Origin of the sequence: Falsiroseomonas sp. HW251, from assembly GCF_050563545.1 — a bacterium.
Taxonomy (GTDB): domain Bacteria; phylum Pseudomonadota; class Alphaproteobacteria; order Acetobacterales; family Acetobacteraceae; genus Falsiroseomonas.
In genome coordinates this window covers 94,094-111,443 of the sequence record NZ_JBNXUM010000015.1, presented here as the reverse complement: position 1 = coordinate 111,443, position 17,350 = coordinate 94,094, and the positions used below count along the sequence as shown (strand labels likewise).

At 73.9% G+C, this 17,350-nt stretch carries 14 protein-coding genes; all 14 read left to right on the top strand.

What is annotated here, in order from left to right:
• The first annotated feature begins 21 nt into the window (after positions 1 to 21).
• The 14 genes from ACLF3M_RS18950 to ACLF3M_RS18885 are packed head-to-tail and all read left to right on the top strand — an operon-like array spanning position 22 to position 17,345.
• Positions 22 to 477, top strand: coding sequence for a phage tail protein (locus tag ACLF3M_RS18950; protein WP_430658532.1), 456 nt, complete (start codon positions 22 to 24; stop codon positions 475 to 477).
• On the top strand, positions 470 to 2,482 hold the full coding sequence (locus tag ACLF3M_RS18945; RefSeq protein WP_430658531.1) for a phage tail sheath family protein: 2,013 nt from the start codon (positions 470 to 472) through the stop codon (positions 2,480 to 2,482). Before ACLF3M_RS18950 ends, ACLF3M_RS18945 begins: the two co-directional genes overlap by 8 nt.
• A complete protein-coding gene (locus ACLF3M_RS18940; protein WP_430658530.1) occupies positions 2,483 to 3,046 on the top strand; it encodes a phage tail protein in 564 nt (187 codons plus the stop codon).
• Entirely contained in the window at positions 3,043 to 4,116 is a 1,074-nt protein-coding gene (locus tag ACLF3M_RS18935; protein WP_430658529.1) for a hypothetical protein, read from the top strand. Before ACLF3M_RS18940 ends, ACLF3M_RS18935 begins: the two co-directional genes overlap by 4 nt.
• A gap of 3 nt (positions 4,117 to 4,119) precedes the next feature.
• On the top strand, positions 4,120 to 4,311 hold the full coding sequence (locus tag ACLF3M_RS18930; protein WP_430658528.1) for a hypothetical protein: 192 nt from the start codon (positions 4,120 to 4,122) through the stop codon (positions 4,309 to 4,311).
• Positions 4,312 to 4,314: 3 nt separating this feature from the next.
• On the top strand, positions 4,315 to 5,409 hold the full coding sequence (locus ACLF3M_RS18925; protein WP_430658527.1) for a phage late control D family protein: 1,095 nt from the start codon (positions 4,315 to 4,317) through the stop codon (positions 5,407 to 5,409).
• A complete protein-coding gene (locus tag ACLF3M_RS18920) occupies positions 5,406 to 6,062 on the top strand; it encodes a phage baseplate assembly protein V (protein ID WP_430658526.1) in 657 nt (218 codons plus the stop codon). The genes ACLF3M_RS18925 and ACLF3M_RS18920 overlap by 4 nt, the downstream gene beginning before the upstream one ends.
• Positions 6,056 to 7,855 (top strand): hypothetical protein, encoded by a 1,800-nt coding sequence (locus ACLF3M_RS18915; protein ID WP_430658525.1) that lies wholly within the window; start codon positions 6,056 to 6,058, stop codon positions 7,853 to 7,855. Before ACLF3M_RS18920 ends, ACLF3M_RS18915 begins: the two co-directional genes overlap by 7 nt.
• Positions 7,852 to 8,241 (top strand): GPW/gp25 family protein, encoded by a 390-nt coding sequence (locus ACLF3M_RS18910; protein WP_430658524.1) that lies wholly within the window; start codon positions 7,852 to 7,854, stop codon positions 8,239 to 8,241. The genes ACLF3M_RS18915 and ACLF3M_RS18910 overlap by 4 nt, the downstream gene beginning before the upstream one ends.
• Before the next feature lie 3 nt (positions 8,242 to 8,244).
• Positions 8,245 to 10,452 (top strand): putative baseplate assembly protein, encoded by a 2,208-nt coding sequence (locus tag ACLF3M_RS18905; protein ID WP_430658523.1) that lies wholly within the window; start codon positions 8,245 to 8,247, stop codon positions 10,450 to 10,452.
• Position 10,453: 1 nt separating this feature from the next.
• Entirely contained in the window at positions 10,454 to 12,637 is a 2,184-nt protein-coding gene (locus tag ACLF3M_RS18900) for a phage tail protein (protein ID WP_430658522.1), read from the top strand.
• On the top strand, positions 12,634 to 13,971 hold the full coding sequence (locus ACLF3M_RS18895) for a hypothetical protein (RefSeq protein ID WP_430658521.1): 1,338 nt from the start codon (positions 12,634 to 12,636) through the stop codon (positions 13,969 to 13,971). Before ACLF3M_RS18900 ends, ACLF3M_RS18895 begins: the two co-directional genes overlap by 4 nt.
• The gene (locus ACLF3M_RS18890) at positions 13,964 to 15,940 is read left to right on the top strand and encodes an AAA family ATPase (protein WP_430658520.1); all 1,977 of its coding nucleotides are present in this window, start codon (positions 13,964 to 13,966) and stop codon (positions 15,938 to 15,940) included. The genes ACLF3M_RS18895 and ACLF3M_RS18890 overlap by 8 nt, the downstream gene beginning before the upstream one ends.
• A gap of 10 nt (positions 15,941 to 15,950) precedes the next feature.
• Positions 15,951 to 17,345, top strand: a complete 1,395-nt coding sequence (locus ACLF3M_RS18885) for a hypothetical protein (RefSeq protein WP_430658519.1) — start codon at positions 15,951 to 15,953, stop codon at positions 17,343 to 17,345.
• Positions 17,346 to 17,350: the final 5 nt, after the last annotated feature.

Sequence of the window (17,350 nt, the reverse complement as noted above, 5' to 3'; positions counted from 1 at the left end):
AGGGAATGAAGGAGCGCGACAATGGCCACCACACGCGACAACCCGTATGGCGCCTTCAACTTCCTGGTCAGCCTGCAGGACGCGAACGACCCCGAGGAGACGCTGTTCGGCGGCTTCTCCGACGCCTCCGGCCTCGGGGTGGAGATCAACTACTCGGACTACCGTAACGGCAACGACAAGGAGAACACGCTGCGGAAGGTGCCCAATACCTTCAAGCAGGACGATGTGACCCTGAAGCGCGGCCTGGTCGGGTCCACGAAGCTGTTCGAGTGGATTAAGCGCGTGCGTGAGGGCGCCTACCAGCCGCGCAACGTCGCGATCACGCTGATGGACGAGGCGCGCAACCCCGTCGCCGTTTTCCGCCTGCGCAACGCGCAGCCGAAGAAATGGGTTGGCCCGACGCTGGCCGCGAAGGGCGGCGGCGAGGTCGCGATGGAGGAGCTCCATCTCGTCCACGAAGGCATCGTCTATGAGTGATGCGGGCACGCTCGGCGTGTTTGACGGCGTGGTCGCGACGACGCGGCTGCCGCCGGGCGCGCCGGGCCTGTATCTACTGCGGGCGGCGCCGGCGCCCTCGCTCGGGCCGCAGCGCATGGATGTCGCGGCCTTCGTCGGCGTCGCGCCGCGCGGACCGGCTTACGTGCCCGTGCCCGATCCGAAGCGGCCGGAGGCCTGGCGGCTCTGCGATCCCGCCCTGCCGCGGCGCCGCAGCGTCGCGGTCGCGGTCTCCGGCTTCGACGACTACCGCCGCCGCTTCGGCGGCTTCGAAGGCCCGGGCCTGCTGCCGCAGGCCGTCGCCACTTTCTTCGAACAGGGCGGCCGGCGCGCGCACATCGTCCGCATCGTCGCGCCGCGCGGCGCACCGGCGACGGAAGGCCGCGCGACAGCGACGCTCACCGGCGCCTTCGACACCGGCCTTCTGCTGCGCGCGCGCGACCAGGGGCGCTGGGGCGATGCGCTGACCGCGGAAGCCCGCTTCGACCGTGCGCCGCTGCGCTTCGGCGGCGCCGCCGGCAAGCTGGAACTGGACCGGCCCGCGATCGCGCCGGGCACGCTGCTGCAACTCGCCTTCGGCACGGCCCGCAGCTTCGCCTTCGTCACCGACCTGACGGAACATCGCGACCCCGAGGGCAAGGCGACGCGCTGGCGGCTCACGCTGGATCCCGCGCCTGCCGCGCAGCCCGACGCCGCCGATGTCATCACCGCCTCCCTCGTCCTGCGCGACGGCGCGGGGCGGGAGGAACGCTTCGACGGCCTGGCGCTGGACTCCACGCATCCCCGCTGGATCGCGTCCGTCCTCTGCGCGGAAAGCGAGCTGGCCTGGCCGGATTTCGGCTGGGCCGACCAGCGTCTGCTGCCCGCCGGGCCCGGCGTCGAGCTCCTCCGCTCCCGCCACGACGGCTTCACGGGCGGCAAGGACTTCTGGGAGGAGATCACGCCGGCCGACTTCCTCGACGCGACCTGGTCCCCGGCCGAGGAGGACCCCGGCGAGGGCATCGCCGCACTGGCCCGCATCCCCGACGCGACGCAGCTCATCGTGCCCGACCTTTATGTACCGGCCTGCTGGGCCCGCGCCACGCAGCCCGCGCCGCCTGACGATCCGTCGGACGCCGGCGCGACCTTCGGCGCGTGCGTGACGACCCTCCGTCCGCCCGCGCCGGACGCGGTTCCCGCCGATGCATTGGCCGGCCTCATCCTCGATCCCCGTCGTAACGACGATCTCGAAACCATAGCGCGGCTGCAATCAGACCTGATCGCCTTCTGCGATGCCACGCAGTCGCTGATCGCGCTCGTGGACGTGCCGCCAGGCCTGACACGCGGCCAGGCCGAGCGCTGGCGCGCGCGCTTCGACACCTCCTGGTGCGCGGCCTACCATCCGTGGCTGCGCGCCGCGCGCGGGGCGCTCGCCGCCGGGCCGCGCCCGCTGCCGCCGAGCGCGCTCGCGGCCGGCATTGTCGCGCGCAAGGAGATCGCGCAGGGCCTGCAGGCCGGCCCCGCCAACGAGATCGCGGCGGGCATCGTGGACCTGGTGGAGCCCGTGCCCTTCGCGCTGGCCGAGGCGTTCCACCCGCAGGGGCTCAACTGCTTCCTCCGCGATCCCGACGGCATCCGCCTGACCGGCGCGCGCACGCTCTCCCGCGATCCGCAATGGCGGCAGCTGTCGGTGCGGCGGCTGATCCTGATGCTGCGCCGGACGCTGCTGCAGGAGATGCAGTGGGCGGTGTTCGAGCCGAACGGCCCGAAGCTCGCCCGCGACCTGCGCCACGCCATCGAGGGCCTGCTGCGCAGCCTGTTCCGGGCCGGCGCCTTCGCCGGCGCGAACGAGCAGCAGGCCTTCTTCGTCCGCGTCCTGAACGAACGCGTGCTCGCCGACCGCGGGTGGATCGTCGTCGAGATCGGCGTCGCCCCGGTCGAGCCGCTGGAATTCATCGTGCTGCGGCTGCTCCGCGACGGCGACGGCACGCTCGGCCTGGAGGGATAGATGGAGCCGCGCCTGCTGCCCGCCTTCCGCTTCGAGGTCACGCTGCTCCGCTCCTCCACGGTCACCGCGGGAAGCCAGCGCCTGCTCGGCGCTGGCGATGCGATCGAACCGCCGGCTGGGGGCGACCTCCTCGGCAATGGCGGTTTCCAGGAAGTGACGGGGCTCGAGCTCGAGATGGAGATGCAGGATATCAACGAGGGCGGGCGCAACAACGGCGTGGTGCGCCGCATCGGCCGCGTGAAGGCGACGCCGCTGGTCCTGAAGCGCGGCCTGTTCTTCACCCCGTCCGGAGAGACCGACGAGGACGCCGAGGCCGACACCGCCTTCTGGGAATGGATCCAGGCCGTGGTGAACGGCGAGCGCCCCACGCCGCGTTTCGACGGCATCATCTACGTCAAGAGCCCGGACAACACGGTTCGGGCGACCTGGGTCTTCGAACGCGGCCTGCCCGCCAAGCTCAAGGGCCCGGACCTCAGCGGCAAGTCCGGGGAGGTCGCGATCGAGGAGCTGCACATCGCGCATGAGGGACTGCGCTGCGTCCCGGCACGGCGGGGTCGCGCATGACGAAGCTCGTCAAGGCGCAGCTCTGCGAGATCTCGGGCGACGCGAAGGGCAGCGAGATCGGGCAGCCCGTGGACGTGCAGTTCAACCCTGCGACGCTGCGCATCGCCATCGCCAACAGGACCGCCGGCGGCAACCAGCCGGGCTCGCAGGCCAAGCAGAAGCCCGGCACGGGCGAGGTGACCGTCAGCTTCGACCTCTATTTCGACACGGCCGACGAGGGCGAGACGGACAAGCCCATCCCGGTCACGAAGCGCACCCAGACCGTCGAGAAGTTCGTCCGTCCGCGCGATGCGACGCCCGCCGGCCAGTCGCCGCCGCGGGTGCAGTTCCGATGGGGCAGCGTGCTCGTCCAGGGCGTGATGGAGAGCGCGAATATCGACCTCGAGCTCTTCGCCGCCGACGGCACGCCGCTGCGCGCCAAGGTGGCGGTGCAGATCAAGGGCCAGGACCCCGCCTATCGCTACGATCCGCTGGTGCCGCCCGCGGCGAACGGGGGCGGCCCTGGCGGTGCGCAGGCTGGCCTGCCGCCCGGCACGCCGGGCACCAGCGGCGGCGGATCGCCCGCCGCGGTCGCCGAAGCGCTGCCCGGCGAGAGCCTGGCGCAGCTCGCCGCGCGCGCCGGCCTCGATCCCACGGCCTGGCGCGCGCTGGCGAACGGCGTGACGGATCCGCAGTCGCTGCCGGCCGGCCAGGAAGTCGCGCTGCCCGCCAGCCTGCGCGCGGGCGGCGGGGCGCCCTCCTCCGCCGCGTCGGCGTCGAACCCCGTCATCGCGGGACAGGCGCTGGCGCGCGCAGGGGGCGTGACGGGCTCCGCCACCACGGCGAAGCGCAGCGCTCATGCCGCCGCGGCGGCGTCCAGCGCCGCCGACTTCGGCCTCGCGCCGCAGCCCGGCGCCGATGCCGCGGGACGCAGCTATGGCAACGGCGTGCCGCTACGCCCGCTCGTCGGCGGCAGCGGCAGCGCGCCGATCACGGCCGATCCCACCCGGCCGGGCTGGCAGGCGCTGCAGCCGCGGCCCGTCACGCTGTCCCCGGCGCGACGCCGCGCCGGCTGCGGCTGCGGAGACTGAGCCATGCCCGTCTCCATTGGCCAGGTCAGCAGCACCGTCGAGATCGAGGGCGAAGGCACGCGCGGTACCTCGCAGCCCGAGCCGACGCCCACCCCCGCCCCGCCCAGCGCGCCGGAGATGCTGCGCTGGCGCCTGGGCCTTGCCGCCTTCGCGCGCGACCGCGCGCGGCTTGCCCCGCGCGACCAGGACGACTGAGCCATGCCCGACGGCCAGGCCATCCTCTTCGCCTCGTCCCAGCCCGGCTTCCGCGTGGACGGGCAGGACCGGATGGAGCTCTCCCGCGACCTGCTGGAGCTGGAGGTCGAGGAGAGCACGGAGGGCATGGCGAGCCTGCGCTTCACCCTCTCCGCCATCGGCCCCACACGCGGCGAGCGCGACGAATCGCTGCTCTGGCTCGATGGCCGGGTGCTGGATTTCGGCAAGGTCATTGAGGTCCGGATGGGCCGCGCCGGCGCGCAGGACCGCGTCTTCGAAGGCCGCATCAGCGCGATCGAGCTGGAGATGGAGCAGGGCCGCGAGCCCCAGCTGCATGTCCGCGCCGAGGACCGACTGATGGACCTCCGCATGACGCGCCGCTTCCGCACCTGGGAGAACGCGACGATCGAGGACATCGCGCAGGGCATCGCCGCGCAGCACGGCCTTTCCGCCAGCGTGGACCTCGATGGCCCCGCGCAGAAAATGCTGCAGCAGTGGAACCAGACGGACCTGGCCTTCCTGCGCGACCAGGCGGCTCGGCTCGCCGGCGAGATCTGGCTGGACGAGCGCAGCATCCATGTCGCGGAACGCGGGAGACGCGATGGCCCCTCCATTACGCTGATCCAGGGCGCGACGCTGATCCGCGTCGCGATCCGGGCCGACCTCGCGGAGCAGCGCAGCAAGGTGACGGTCGGCGGCTTCGACGCCGGCGACAAGGCGACGATCGCCGAGGATGGCGAGGCCTCTGTCGCGACCTCCGAGTCCGAGGGCCGCCGCACCGGTCCGTCCCTGCTGGAGAGCGCCTTCGGCACGCGCGACAGCTTCCGGCTGCGCGACGTGCCGCTTTCCGCGGCCGAGGCGCGGGCCTGGTCGCGCGCCGCCATGCTCTCCCGCGCGCGCCGCTTCGTGCAGGCCGAGGGCGTGACAGACGGCACGCCGAACCTCCGCCCCGGCGCGAGACTGAAGCTCGAGCGCGTCGGCGACATCTTCGCCGGCGAAGGCTACCGCGTGACGCGCAGCCTGCATCGCTATGACCTGGTGAACGGCTACCGCACCCTGTTCTGGGCGGAGCGCGCCGGCCTGGGATCGCCGTCATGACGGACGGCATCGCGATCGAGGACCGCGCGCGCCACCACGGCCTGTTCCCCGCGCTGGTCGAGGACATCGTCGACCCCGACGATCTCGGCCGCATCAAGGTGCGCTTCCCAAGCTTCGGCGAGGGCAGCGGCGTCACCGCCTGGGCCACGCTGCTGAGCCCCTACGCCGATGCCGACCAGGGCCTGCAGATCCTGCCGGAGGTGGACAGCCAGGTCGTCGTGGCCTTCGAGGCCGGGGATCCCGCGCGCCCCTACATCCTCGGCGCCTGCTGGAACGGCCGGGCGAGCCTGCCGGAAACGCCGCAGGCCGCGAACAATCTCCGCACGCTGAAGACGCGCTCGGGCAGCCTGCTTCAGTTCGACGACACGCAGGGCGCGGAGAAGGTCACGGTGTCCATGCCGTCCGGCCACAAGCTGGTGCTGGACAATGCCGCGCAGGAAGTGCGCGTTGCGCACAGCAACGGCTGCACTATCGTCATCAACGTCGCGGGCCAGGTCAGCGTGACCGCGAATTCGACGGTGGAGGTGACGGCCAGCGCCGTGAACCTGCATGCGCCGGTCGTGATGTGCGACGGCATCGTGCAGTGCCAGACGCTGATCGCGACCTCCGTCGTGTCTTCCAGCTACACGCCAGGGGCGGGCAACATATGGTAGCCCTGCCCGCGCACCCCCCGAAGCATCCGTGGAAGCTGGTGGGTCCCTGGTGGCGCTGGCCACGCGCCGCCTTTCCCGCCGATGGCCGGCTCGCTGCGCCGGCGATCCAGAAGTTCGCCGGCGCCGGTTTCATCCCGGGCTTCCTCGCCGATCCGCAACACAGCCTGGTCTTCGACGCGGAGGTGGACGTCGTCTCGACCGTGGACCTGCTGCCCGCGGTCTCCGGCGGCAACCTCGTGGGCAAGCTCGCCGCGCTCTTCGCGACGAAGCCGGACGGCACGCCGGTGAAGCCGGCCGAGGCGACGACGCCCGAGATCCTGTCCCAGCTGCACCGCGCGCGGCTGGTGCCGAGCGGGCTGCGCAAGCTCTACCAGCCTGCGCATGACCGTCATTACCTCGTGGTCTGCGAGCTGCATTGCGACGTGCCGGGTTTCCCGACCGTGCCGCGGGCGGAGTTCTGCCAGGCCGGCTTCGTCGTCCGCCGCCGCCAGCGCGTCGTCCCGCCGGCCTTGGTGAAGGAAGCCGCCGAACGCGCGCAGTCGCTACGTCGCGCCGAGGCCGGGCTGGCGGAGCTGAAGCAGCAGACGCCGCTGCGCGACGACCTCGCCGCGGCGCGCAAGGCGAGCCTGGTGGCGATGGAAGCCGACGGCACCCTCGCGCCCGCGATCCTGGCCGCCGAGACCGCCGTCGCGTCCGAGCGCGCCGAGCTCAACGGCTGGTTCGACACGAACGGCATCACCGTCCGCGTCGAGGCCTGGATCCCGGCGACGTCGGGCCCCGGGACGCGCGGTGCCTGGACGCCGCTGGCCGATGAGGCGGCGGATCCTGCCAAGACCGGCGAACATGTGCTGCCGCTGTTCCCGCTCATTGCCCCGCCGGGCGACGCCCGCCACGACGCCGCGGGCCGCACGATCAACTATGGCCTGATCCCGACGGCCAGCCTGCAGCACGACGCCAACGGCCACAGCCGCTTCGAGGATGCCAGCACCTACGAAATCCGCTGCTTCGTCCGCCGCCACAAGCCGTGCTGCCCGCCGACGGGCCGCGTACCGGATTGCCACGGCGAGGTCGTATGGTCCGCGCCGACCGAGCCCTATCGCGTCGCCGCGCCGTTCGATCCCGTGGGCAGCGCCAACCGCCCGATCAGCATCAAGATGCCGGATCTGCGCGAGCTAGCGGCCCAGATCGCGGCCAGGCCGCGCGGCAAGCTTTCGCCGGTACGGGTGATCCAACCGCAGCACCTCTCGCCCAAGGTGAAGGACGGCGCGGCGAGCGGCGGGACGATGGGCGGCAAGGCGGTCTGCTTCTTCTCCATCCCGCTGATCACCATCGTCGCGCTCTTCGTGCTCAACCTCTTCCTGCCGATCGTGGTCTTCGTCTTCCAGCTCTGGTTCCTGCTGCTGTTCCGCTTCTGCATCCCGCCGCAGGTGAAGTTCGACGCCGCTCTGGACGCCAAGCTCGCCGCGACGCCGCCGAGCGTGGACCTGGATCTGGACTTCAAGGTCTCGGTTGACGGCGTCTCCCTGGCCTCGGCGAGCGAATTGCAGGCCGCGCTGACCGCCAATCTCCGCGCGAAGATTGAGGCCAATGGCGTGGAAGCGCCCGGCGACAGGCTCGACGCCTTCTCCAACAACGCGCTGGGCACGATGCATCGCGGCATGGCGGACAACGCTGCGCTCGCGGACGGCGTGGACGACCCCGAGGACGCGCCGACCGCCGCCGCCGGGTTTGGCGCCCTGGTCTATGAACCGCGCCGCCAAGCCGCCTGGCGCCTTGTGGAGGGACGGGGATGAGCAGCCTGCTCACCGAACTGCTCGGCCGCGGCGCCGGCCTGCCGCTGGCCCCCGACCAGGGCCGCCTGCCGCGCGCCGAGGGCGCGGAGAAGGTGCGGCAATCCATCCTCATCATCCTCGACACCGAACCCGGGGAACGCGTGATGCTGCCGGAGTTCGGCTGCGGGTTGCGGCGGTTCCTGATGCAGCCCAACAGCGTCGCGACCCGCGCCGGTATCGAGCGCGCCATCACCGACGCGCTGCGCCACTGGGAGAAGCGCATCACCGGCGTGGAAGTCGAGGCCGCGCCGGCCGACGACCCCTCGCTGGTCCTGGTGACGCTGCGCTACGCGCATGTCGCGACCGGCAGGCGCGACACGCTGATCTATCCGCTGCCGTTGAGGTAGGCGATGCCGATCCTGCCCCCCGTCCTGGACGACCGCAGCTTCGACCAGATCCGCGGCGAGCTGATGGACCGGATTCCGGTCTACAACCCCGACTGGACGGACTACAGCCGCAGCGATCCCGCGGTGACGCTTCTGGAGCTCTTCGCATTCCTCGGCGAAGGGCTTCAGTTCCGCTTCAACCAGATCCCGGAAGCGACGCAACTCGCCTTCCTGAAGCTGCTCGACCTGCCGTTGCGGACGGCGTGTCCGGCCACCGCGCTGCTGCGCGTGCAACCCAAGGCCGGGCCGCTCGCGCCCCGTGGCGTGATCTTCTATGCCGGGGACCAGCTGCGCGCCGGCAAGACGGTGTTCACCGTGGACGCCGATGCGCCGTGCTGGCCGCTGGATTGCGTGACCATCGCCCGCAAGCCCACGCCGATGCCCGACGCCGCGACGGAACCCGAGCTGCACGGGGTCGTGCAGGGCAAGATCGACGCGGTGGCGGATGCGACGCCCGGGCTCGGCGCCGTCGTGACTTACCGGCCGGTGGCGCTGGCGCCGGATGGCAGCACGCCGCCGCTCGATTTCTCGGACACGATCGACGGCAGCGTCTGGATCGCGGTGCTGAAGGACCCCGCCCTCGCGCTCGATCCGGGTATGCGCGGCGTGGTGTCGGTGACCGTCGGCGTCTCGCCCGCGCGGGTGACGCCGGCGCTTGACGAGGTGCCGGCCTGCCCGGGCGAGGCGCCCTCCGCGCGCCCGGCGCTGGAATGGCGCGCCACCGCCGCGAAGCCGACGCCCTCGGGCAAGCCGCGCCTGTTGCCCCTGCGCGTCGCCGCCGACGGCACGGAAGGCTTCACTGCCGAGGGCGTCGCGCGGATCGAGCTGCCGGCGGATCTCGCCACCGTTGGCGCGCCGCCTGCCCCGCCGGGCCTCGAGGGCACCGGTGACTACCCGCCCGTGCTGGAGAACCCGGACCAGGCGTCCAGGCTCTGGTTCTGGCTGCGCGTCTGGCGCGCCGATGGCAGCCGGATCGGCACGCTCCAGGGCATCTGGCTGAACGCGCTGTCGGCGACCCAATCCATCGCCACCGCGCCAGAGCTTCTCGGCACCGGGAACGGCCAGCCCAGCCAGGCCTTCGCGCTGGCGAACCGTCCCGTGCTGGTGGATCCGCGCAACCCGATCCGCTTGCAGGTCGAGGAAGCCGGCAGTTGGACGGACTGGCAGCCAAGGGACGACCTCGACGCCAGCGGCCGCTCCGATCGCCACTTCACCGTGGACGCCGAGGCCGGGACGATCCGCTTCGGCCGGCGGGCTCCGCAGATCGGCGAGCGCATCCGCGTCCTTTCCTACCGGCATGGTGGCGGCGCGGCCGGCAACGTGCCGGCCAAGGCGATCGCCGCGCTCGGCCAGCCGATGCCGGACGGCGCGCCATATGCGCTTCGCCCGCTCGCCGCCGGGCCGGCCATCGCGAACCCCTTCCCCGCCGCTGGCGGCGCCGATGCCGAGACCGTCGAGGAAGGCTTGACCCGCATCGCCGGCGAGCTCCGCCGCCGCAACCGCGCCGTGACGCGCGACGACTTCGCGGAGCTCGCGCTGCAGACGCCGGGCGTGCAGCTCGGCCGGGCGGAATGCCTGCCGCTGTTCCACGCGCCGGACCGCGCGCATCCCCGCGCGGGCGTCGTCAGCGTCGTCGTCTGGCCCGCCAGCGACCCGCAGCACCCCGAGGCGCCGGTGCCTGACACCTGGCAGCTCCGCCAGGTGTGCCGCTGGCTCGACACCAGGCGCCTGGTGACGACGGAGCTCTACGTCATTCCGCCGAGCTACCGGCCCATTGCGCTGTCGGTCGCGCTCAGCGTGAAGGACGGCTACGGGCTGGATGCCGTGCGCAACTGGGTGGAGCTGGTGCTGCGCCGCTACCTCGCGCCGCTGCCGCCCTATGGGCCCGACGGCAAGGGCTGGCCGCTCGGCCGCCGCATCCTGGACCGCGAGCTGGAAGGTGTCGCGATGCAGGTCGAGGGCGTCGCCTTCGTCGAGGCGATCGCGCTGGCCGCGCTGGTGGACGGCACCTGGCAGCGCATGGGGACCGTCCCGCTGGAACGCTGGGAAGTGCCGGAGATCGTCGGCGTCACCATCGTGGACGGCCCGACGCCGCCCGATCCCGCGGACGGCGTGAAGCCGCCCTCCGGCGGCAATCCCGTGCCGATCCCCGTGCTGCGGGAGGAGTGCTGAGATGCGCCTGCCCGGCGGCCCCGAGCTGGCGATCCTCGGCCGCCCAATGTGGGAGCGCTGCAGCTTCGCCATGTCGGGCGATCAGCCGGCCGCCGCGCTGCAGGGCGACGTCGTCACTCTCGCGCCGCTCGATCCGCCGACGCCGCCTGCGCTCGGCGACACGCCTTTCACGGGCGGCTTCGCGGGTCCGGCCTTCGACTGCCATGGCCGCTTCTTCCACCCGCGGCCGGAGGATGGCGCGCTGGACTACGTGGTCTGGGGCAAGCAGACCGCGCTGAACGTCGTCGCCGACCCGCCGCATCCCTTCGACATCACCGGCGCGGCGACGGAAAGCGTGGATTTCGCGCCGGCGCAGGCGCTGCCGAAGCGCCCGATCGCGCTGGCCTGCGACGAAGCGGATTACCTCTACGTCGCCGACGCCGGCGACGAGCCCGCGCTGTGGCTGGTCGACATCTGGCAGCGCGAAGTCGCGCGCCGCATTGCGCTGCCCGCCCCGCCGCGCGACGTCGCGATGGACGATGGCCGCGCGCATGTGCTGGTCGCGCAGCCCGACGGCAGCGAGCCCGGCTGGGTCGCGGCCTCGCCATGCGATCCGCCGCGCCGCCTGCCCTGGCCCGCCGGCCTTCCCGCCGCCGACCGCCTCGCCATGGCGCGCGGCCGCGCGCTGGTGCTGGTCGCAGCGGGGACGGCCGAGGCGGAGATCGCCGCGCTGGATGGCCGGTCCGATCCCCGGCGCGTGCCCTTCGCAACCGACCTGCTGGCGGATCCGACGCCGGACGGCCTTCTCGTCACCGTCGCCCGCCGCCCTGGCGAGGAGTTCCGGCGCTTCCTCCTCGCCGGCCGCAGCCTTGCTCCACATGCCGCCCTGCAGGCACCGGGTTATGACGGGCGGGGAATCGCCCGTGCGCCGGATGGCCGCATCGCCTACTGGACTGCGCGCGGCTTGCGTCATGCCGCACCGGCCCGCACGCGCTACGCGACCGAGGCGACGCTGCTCGGCTTCGCGCTGGACAGCGAGCGCGACGGCAATCCCTGGGGCCGCATCCTGATGGAGGCCTGCGTGCCGGAAGGCACGCGCGTCACGTTGCGCTGCTTCACGCGCGACGACCTCGACATGCCCGATCCCGCCACGCGCGTCGCGCCGGCGGGCGAGACGCTCGACGCGATCCCCGATCCCGGGCTGACGCCCCTGCCCTCCGTCCTCGCGCTCACCGTCGCGCCGCCGCCGGAACAGGCGCTACATCGCGATGCCTCCCCGCCGCCGCTGGCGCCGGGCGCCGATCCGCCCTTCCTGACCTTCGACGCGCCGGTCATCGCGCCGCCCGGCCGCTTCCTCTGGCTGGTCGTGACGCTGCGCGGCAACGGCGCGCGCACGCCGCGGCTGCGCGGCATCCGGGTGGAGACGCAGGACCACGGGCTGCTGCGCCAGTTGCCGCGCGTGCTGTGGCGCGATCCGCGCGCGCGTGACTTCCTCGGCCCCTATCTCGCCAACCCGGCCGCGCTGCTGGCGGAATGGCGCAAGGCGGAGGCGCTGCGCCACCGCATCCTCGACCCGCGCGTCGCGCCGAAGGAAAGCCTGGACTGGCTGGCCTCGCTGGTCGGGCTGGCGATGGACCCCTGCTGGCCGGAAGCCGCGCGCCGCAGGATGATCGCGGAGGCCTCGGCGCTGTTCCGCATCCGCGGCACGCCCCGCGGCCTCTGCCGCATGCTGGAGATCCTGACCGGCGGCCAGGTGCTGATCATCGAGCGGTTCCGCCTGCGTGGCGGCGGCGTTGTCGGCAACGCCGCGCCGGCAGAATCGCGCGGCGTGCTCGGCGCGGGCTGGCGCGTCGGCGGCGCCATCGGCGTGCAGGAGGCGACGGCGCTGGACGGCGCCGAGGCGCCGGAGACAGCGGCGCACCGCTTCACTGTCCTGCTCGTCGCGCGGCTGACCGAGGAGCAACTGGCCTGCGCCCGCCGTCTGGTGGAGACGCACAAGCCCGCCCACACGCTCTTCGACCTCTGCACCGTGGAGGCGGGCTCGCGCGTCGGCGTCGGGCTGCATGTCGGGCTCGCCTCCGCCATCGGCCGCGGCGCCGCCTTCGGACGGCTCACGCTCGGCGAGTCCGCGCTCGGCCGCGGCGACCTGCTGGGCCGCCCCGCCCTAGACCGGCCCGCGCCGGACGGGTGGAGCGCCGCGCTATGAGCCTCTCCGTCGCGACCTGGCGCAACCGGTATCGCGCCGACGAAGCCCTGTCGGAGGAACAGATCCGCGGCTGGGATGAGGCGCCACGCCGCATGGCTGTGCCCGCGGCGGCGGAGACGGACGTCATCCTCTGTATCCGCCGCCTCGACCTCGTCACCCGAATCCGCGACAGCGACGGTACGGCGCGGCTCGGGATGAAGCTGGAGGAGGCGCTGGACGCCGTCATCGCAGCCGCGCTGCGCGACCACGCCACGGCGTACAAGGGCGCGGACGTCGTGCTCTGGCGCGACCGGCGCGAGGCGATCGCGGACCTGCTGCACCGCGCCGCCGCCGGCGACATGTCGCGCGCCTGGGCCTGGCGCCAGGCGGCGGTGCTGCCGGAAACCGCGACGCGGGATGCGCGCGACGCGCTGGACGCCGCCGTCGCGCTGGTCGCGGAGGAGCCCGGATCGGCCTGGCCGATCCTGGCCCGGCTGATCCTGGCCGAGCCGCAGGCCGGCAGCCTGACCGCGCTGCTCGGCGCGCTGTCCGCGCAGCAGTGGGAGGCGCTGCTGCCCCTCGGCGCCGACGACCCCGCGCCGGTCGCGCCGCTCCCGCTCAGCGCGGCCGATCCGGTCGCCACCGCGCTGCTGTCCTGGATCGGCGCCCGCCCGGCGCTGGCCGTGCATCGTCGCGACGCCCTTGCGCGCCTGCTGGCCCGCGCGACCGCGCGCGGGGCGGTGCCGTCGCCGGCACGGGTTGCTGCAGCGAGCGCGACCGTCGAGGCGATCATCCCCACCGAAGGGGTCGCGGCAGTGACGGCCGCCGTGCCGCACGCGCACACCCGCGCCACGACGCCGGGCGCCGCGGAAGACGCCCCGCCGGCGCCCGACCTGCCGCCGCTCGCCGGTCCGCTCGCCACCGAATGGGGCGGGCTGCTCTTCCTGCTGCCGCTGCTGGCCACGACAGGCCTGGCCGAGGAGCTGGACGAGGCGCTGCCGGCGGCGCTGCACGCAATTGGCCTCGGCCTCGGCGCGCCGCCCGACGATCACGGCCTGCGCGCCTTCTGCGGCGGCACTTGGCCGGAGCCTCGCGACCTGCCGGAACAGCTGGCGCCGCTCGCCATCGCCGCGCTGGAAGCCGCGCTGCATGATCGCCTTGGCCCGCCAGACGACCGCGAGACCTGGCTGCCCGATCTCTGCCGCCGCGACGCGCTGCTCACCATCGAGCCCGGCTGGATCGAGGCAGCGTTCCCGCTCTCCTTCGCCGATGCGCGGTTGCGGCGCGGCGCCATCGACCTCGATCCCGGCCACCTTCCCTGGCTCGGCTGCGTCGTGAGGTTCCGCTATGCCTGACACCCGCCACCGCACGCGCCTGGAAGCCGCCGCGCTCGGGCTCCGCCTGGCGGAGGCGCTGGCCGGCTTCGCGGATTCCGACGCGCTGGCCTTCCCCGCGCGCTTCGCCGCCTTCGTCGGCCTGGGCGAGGATGCGCTCGCCGCCGCGCGCGACGACGCAACCCATCCGCTCGATCGCATCGCCGGGTTGGCGTCCGACGGCGCGACGCTCGTCGATCTCGCGCTGCTCACCTGCCTGCCGGAGGTGCATGAAGGCTTCGCCGCGCTGCTCCGTCTGTTCAACCGTGACGCGCGCCCCGAGGCCAGCGTCGCCCTCGCGCTGCAATGGCTCGAAGCCGAAAGTGACGACGCGCTGGCCTGCCGCGATGGCGTCGAGGACCTGCTGCTGCACGCGCCCGTCGCGCCGCTCGGCCTGCTCCGCTGCGCCGGCGACGGCCCCTGGCATGGCCGCGCGCTGCGTCCCGGCCCCGGCCTCTGGGCCGCGCTCAACGACCGCGCGCCGGAGGCCGAATTGCTGCCGGGATTCCGCAGCGTGCCGGGCCTCGAGGCCTGGCTCGCCCAGCCCGACGTTCGGCGCGCCCTCGCCGCGCTCGGCCAGGGCACGCCCGCGCTGATCGCGCTGACCGGCCAGACCCAGGCCGTGCGCGCCACGCGCCTCCGCGCGCTGCTCGGCCAGCTCGGCCTTGGCGCCGTGCGTGCCGCGCTTCATGCGGGCGACGACGCCGCGACACGCGGCGACGCCGCGCGCGACGCCATCTCTGTCGCCTTCCTGCACCGCGCAGTCCCCTGGCTCGACCTCTCCGGCGATGCCGAGGCACCGTCCCCTGCCCTGCCGCGCGGCCTGGTCCTGGACGCACCGATCGTGGTGACGGCGGAGGAGGAGCGCGCGATCCCGCCCTTCGACCTGCCGGTCCTGCCTCTGCGCCTGGCGCCGCTGCCCGCGACCGCGCGCCGGCGCATGTGGGGCGCGCTGCTACCGCAGCTCGAACCCGCCACGCTCGCCGCGCGCTACCCCGTGGAGCCCGAGGAAGCCCGCGGCATCGTCGCTGACCTCGCGCTGCGCCAGGCCACCGGCGCCGGCCCGCTGGGCCAGGCCGACATCGCCGACGCGCTGCGCACGCGCACCGCAACTCATGCGCGCCCCGGCGTGCGCCGCGTCGTGCCGCGCGCCGGCTGGTCGGACCTGCTGCTCCCGCAGCAGGCGGCGTCCCAGCTGGCCGACGCCGTGCTGCGCGTGCGTGCCCAACTCACCGTGCTCGACGATTGGGGCTTCGCGCAGGACCGCGGCGACCGGCGCGGCACGCGGCTGCTCTTCCACGGCCCGCCCGGCACCGGGAAGACCCTGGCGGCGGAGGCCATCGCCCACGCTCTCGGGCTCGACCTGCTGGTGGCGGACATCGCCGGCCTGGTGTCGAAATGGATCGGCGAGACCGAGAAGAACCTGGCCGCCGTCTTCGAGCTCGCGGAGCGCGCGCGCGCCGTCCTCTTCTTCGACGAGGCCGATGCGCTGTTCGGCCGCCGGACCGAGGCGCAGGATTCGCACGACCGCTACGCCAACCTCGAGACCGCCTACCTGCTGCAGCGGCTGGAACGCTTCCAGGGCGTCGCGATCCTCGCGACCAACCTGCGCGGCAACCTCGATCCCGCCTTCACGCGCCGCTTCGACGACATCGTGGGCTTCGTCGAGCCCGATGTCGCGATGCGCGCCAGGCTGTGGCAGCTGCACATCCCCGCCGCCGCGCCGCTCGGTCCCGATGTGGATCTCGGCGAGCTCGCGGAATGGTACGCGCTCTCCGGCGCCCAGATCCGCAACGCCGCCCTCGGCGCCGCCTATCTCGCCGCCGCCGCGCCCGGCACGCGCATCGCGCAGGACCACCTGCTGACCGCCGTCGCGCGCGAATTCGAGAAGGCGGGCCGCGCCTGGCCCGGCCGCCCGCCCGCCCACCCCGCCCTGCCCGCACCGCATTGAGGAGGCGTTGATGCCCGCTTCGACGACCCCGCTCGCCGCCCGCATCGCCGACACTGCGAGGCTCAAGGCCGCGCTCGCCGCCGTCGCGAAGGCGCAGCGCGACGCCGCCGCGACGCAGGCGGCGGCCGAGGCCGCGCTGACCGCGGCCGCCAAGGTCATCGACGATCGCCGCGCGGATGCCGAGAAGGCGCGCCGCGCGTTGGCCGCCATCCCGACCCCGGCCGACGCGACGCCGCAGCTCGCCGCGCTTGCTGCCGCGCTGGTCGCGCTGCGCGAGGCGGAGGCGGCGCAGGTCGCCGCGCAGGAAGCCGGCGGCCTCGCCCGCGCCGCGCCGCCGCGCCTGGCCGCGCAGGCGGCCGCCGTGGGGGCCGCGCTCGACGTCGCGGCGGCCGCGGAAGCGGCGGAGCGCAAGGCGACCGACCGGCGCGAGGCGCTGAAGACCGCTGCCAACGCGCCGTCCGCGACGGCGCTGAAGGCCGCCGCGACGACGGGGCTCGGCGCGCCCCTCGCCGCGGCGAAGGCGAAGGTGGAAGCCGACATTCCCGCCGATGCCGCCGCGCCGGAGAAGAGCCTGCTCGACCGCATCCGCGCCCGGCGCCAGCGCGGCGACGACGCACTCGCCCTGGCGGACGCCATCGCCGCGGACACGCTCGACGCCGAGTCCGCCTGGCAGGAGGCGACGACGCGCGATGCCGCGAAGCTGCCGCGCCTGCGCCGCGCGCTGGATGCCTCGGTAGCGAAGCTCGCGGCCTTCCTGAACGCGGCGCCGCAGGTCAGGGATGCGGAGGCGGCGCTGGCCGCGCTCGCCGCCCAGCCGGGCTCCCCGCTCACGGCGGAACAGCGCGACGCCCTGTTCGATGCGACGCTGGAATCGGATCGCCAGGACGCGCTGGCCAGGCTGACCCTGGCCGACGAGGCCGCGACGACGCTGGACGCGAAGCGCAGGTCCTATGCCGCCGCGCTGGCCGCGGCGCGCGCCACCACCCCCGACGCGACCGAGGACGAACTGGCCGCGAACGACCCGCCGAAGGCGAAGCGCAAGGACGTCGCGGACGCAAAGAAGGCCTTCGACGACGCCGTCGACGACATCACGGCCGATGATCGCAAGCTGCTCGCGGCCTGGTTCATCGCGATCCCCGACGCGCTCTGGACGCGGCTCGACGCGCTGGACGACGCGGTCGCGACGCTCGAGGCCGTCGCTGCCGCGAGCCCCGCCGCGCTCACCGCCGACATTGCGGCGAAGGAAGCCGCGCTCGCCGCCGCCATGGACGGCGCGGCCGCGGAAGCCCGCGCCGCCATCGCGATCGCCGCGCAATCCGCCGCCGCGACCGATGCGGCGATGGCCGCCAAGGAGGTCGCGCCGCGCCGGCGCCGCGCGCTCTCCCACTTCGTGGCCGAGGCCTGAGCGGC

Bases quoted from the DNA above. Each gene is read 5' to 3' on its own strand.
- ACLF3M_RS18885 (WP_430658519.1), top strand. From the start codon at position 15,951: ATGCCCGCTTCGACGACCCCGCTCGCCGCCCGCATCGCCGACACTGCG.
- ACLF3M_RS18920 (WP_430658526.1), top strand. From the start codon at position 5,406: ATGACGGACGGCATCGCGATCGAGGACCGCGCGCGCCACCACGGCCTG.
- ACLF3M_RS18900 (WP_430658522.1), top strand. From the start codon at position 10,454: ATGCGCCTGCCCGGCGGCCCCGAGCTGGCGATCCTCGGCCGCCCAATG.
- ACLF3M_RS18930 (WP_430658528.1), top strand. From the start codon at position 4,120: ATGCCCGTCTCCATTGGCCAGGTCAGCAGCACCGTCGAGATCGAGGGC.
- ACLF3M_RS18940 (WP_430658530.1), top strand. From the start codon at position 2,483: ATGGAGCCGCGCCTGCTGCCCGCCTTCCGCTTCGAGGTCACGCTGCTC.
- ACLF3M_RS18950 (WP_430658532.1), top strand. From the start codon at position 22: ATGGCCACCACACGCGACAACCCGTATGGCGCCTTCAACTTCCTGGTC.
- ACLF3M_RS18895 (WP_430658521.1), top strand. From the start codon at position 12,634: ATGAGCCTCTCCGTCGCGACCTGGCGCAACCGGTATCGCGCCGACGAA.
- ACLF3M_RS18890 (WP_430658520.1), top strand. From the start codon at position 13,964: ATGCCTGACACCCGCCACCGCACGCGCCTGGAAGCCGCCGCGCTCGGG.
- ACLF3M_RS18905 (WP_430658523.1), top strand. From the start codon at position 8,245: ATGCCGATCCTGCCCCCCGTCCTGGACGACCGCAGCTTCGACCAGATC.
- ACLF3M_RS18945 (WP_430658531.1), top strand. From the start codon at position 470: ATGAGTGATGCGGGCACGCTCGGCGTGTTTGACGGCGTGGTCGCGACG.
- ACLF3M_RS18915 (WP_430658525.1), top strand. From the start codon at position 6,056: ATGGTAGCCCTGCCCGCGCACCCCCCGAAGCATCCGTGGAAGCTGGTG.
- ACLF3M_RS18925 (WP_430658527.1), top strand. From the start codon at position 4,315: ATGCCCGACGGCCAGGCCATCCTCTTCGCCTCGTCCCAGCCCGGCTTC.
- ACLF3M_RS18910 (WP_430658524.1), top strand. From the start codon at position 7,852: ATGAGCAGCCTGCTCACCGAACTGCTCGGCCGCGGCGCCGGCCTGCCG.
- ACLF3M_RS18935 (WP_430658529.1), top strand. From the start codon at position 3,043: ATGACGAAGCTCGTCAAGGCGCAGCTCTGCGAGATCTCGGGCGACGCG.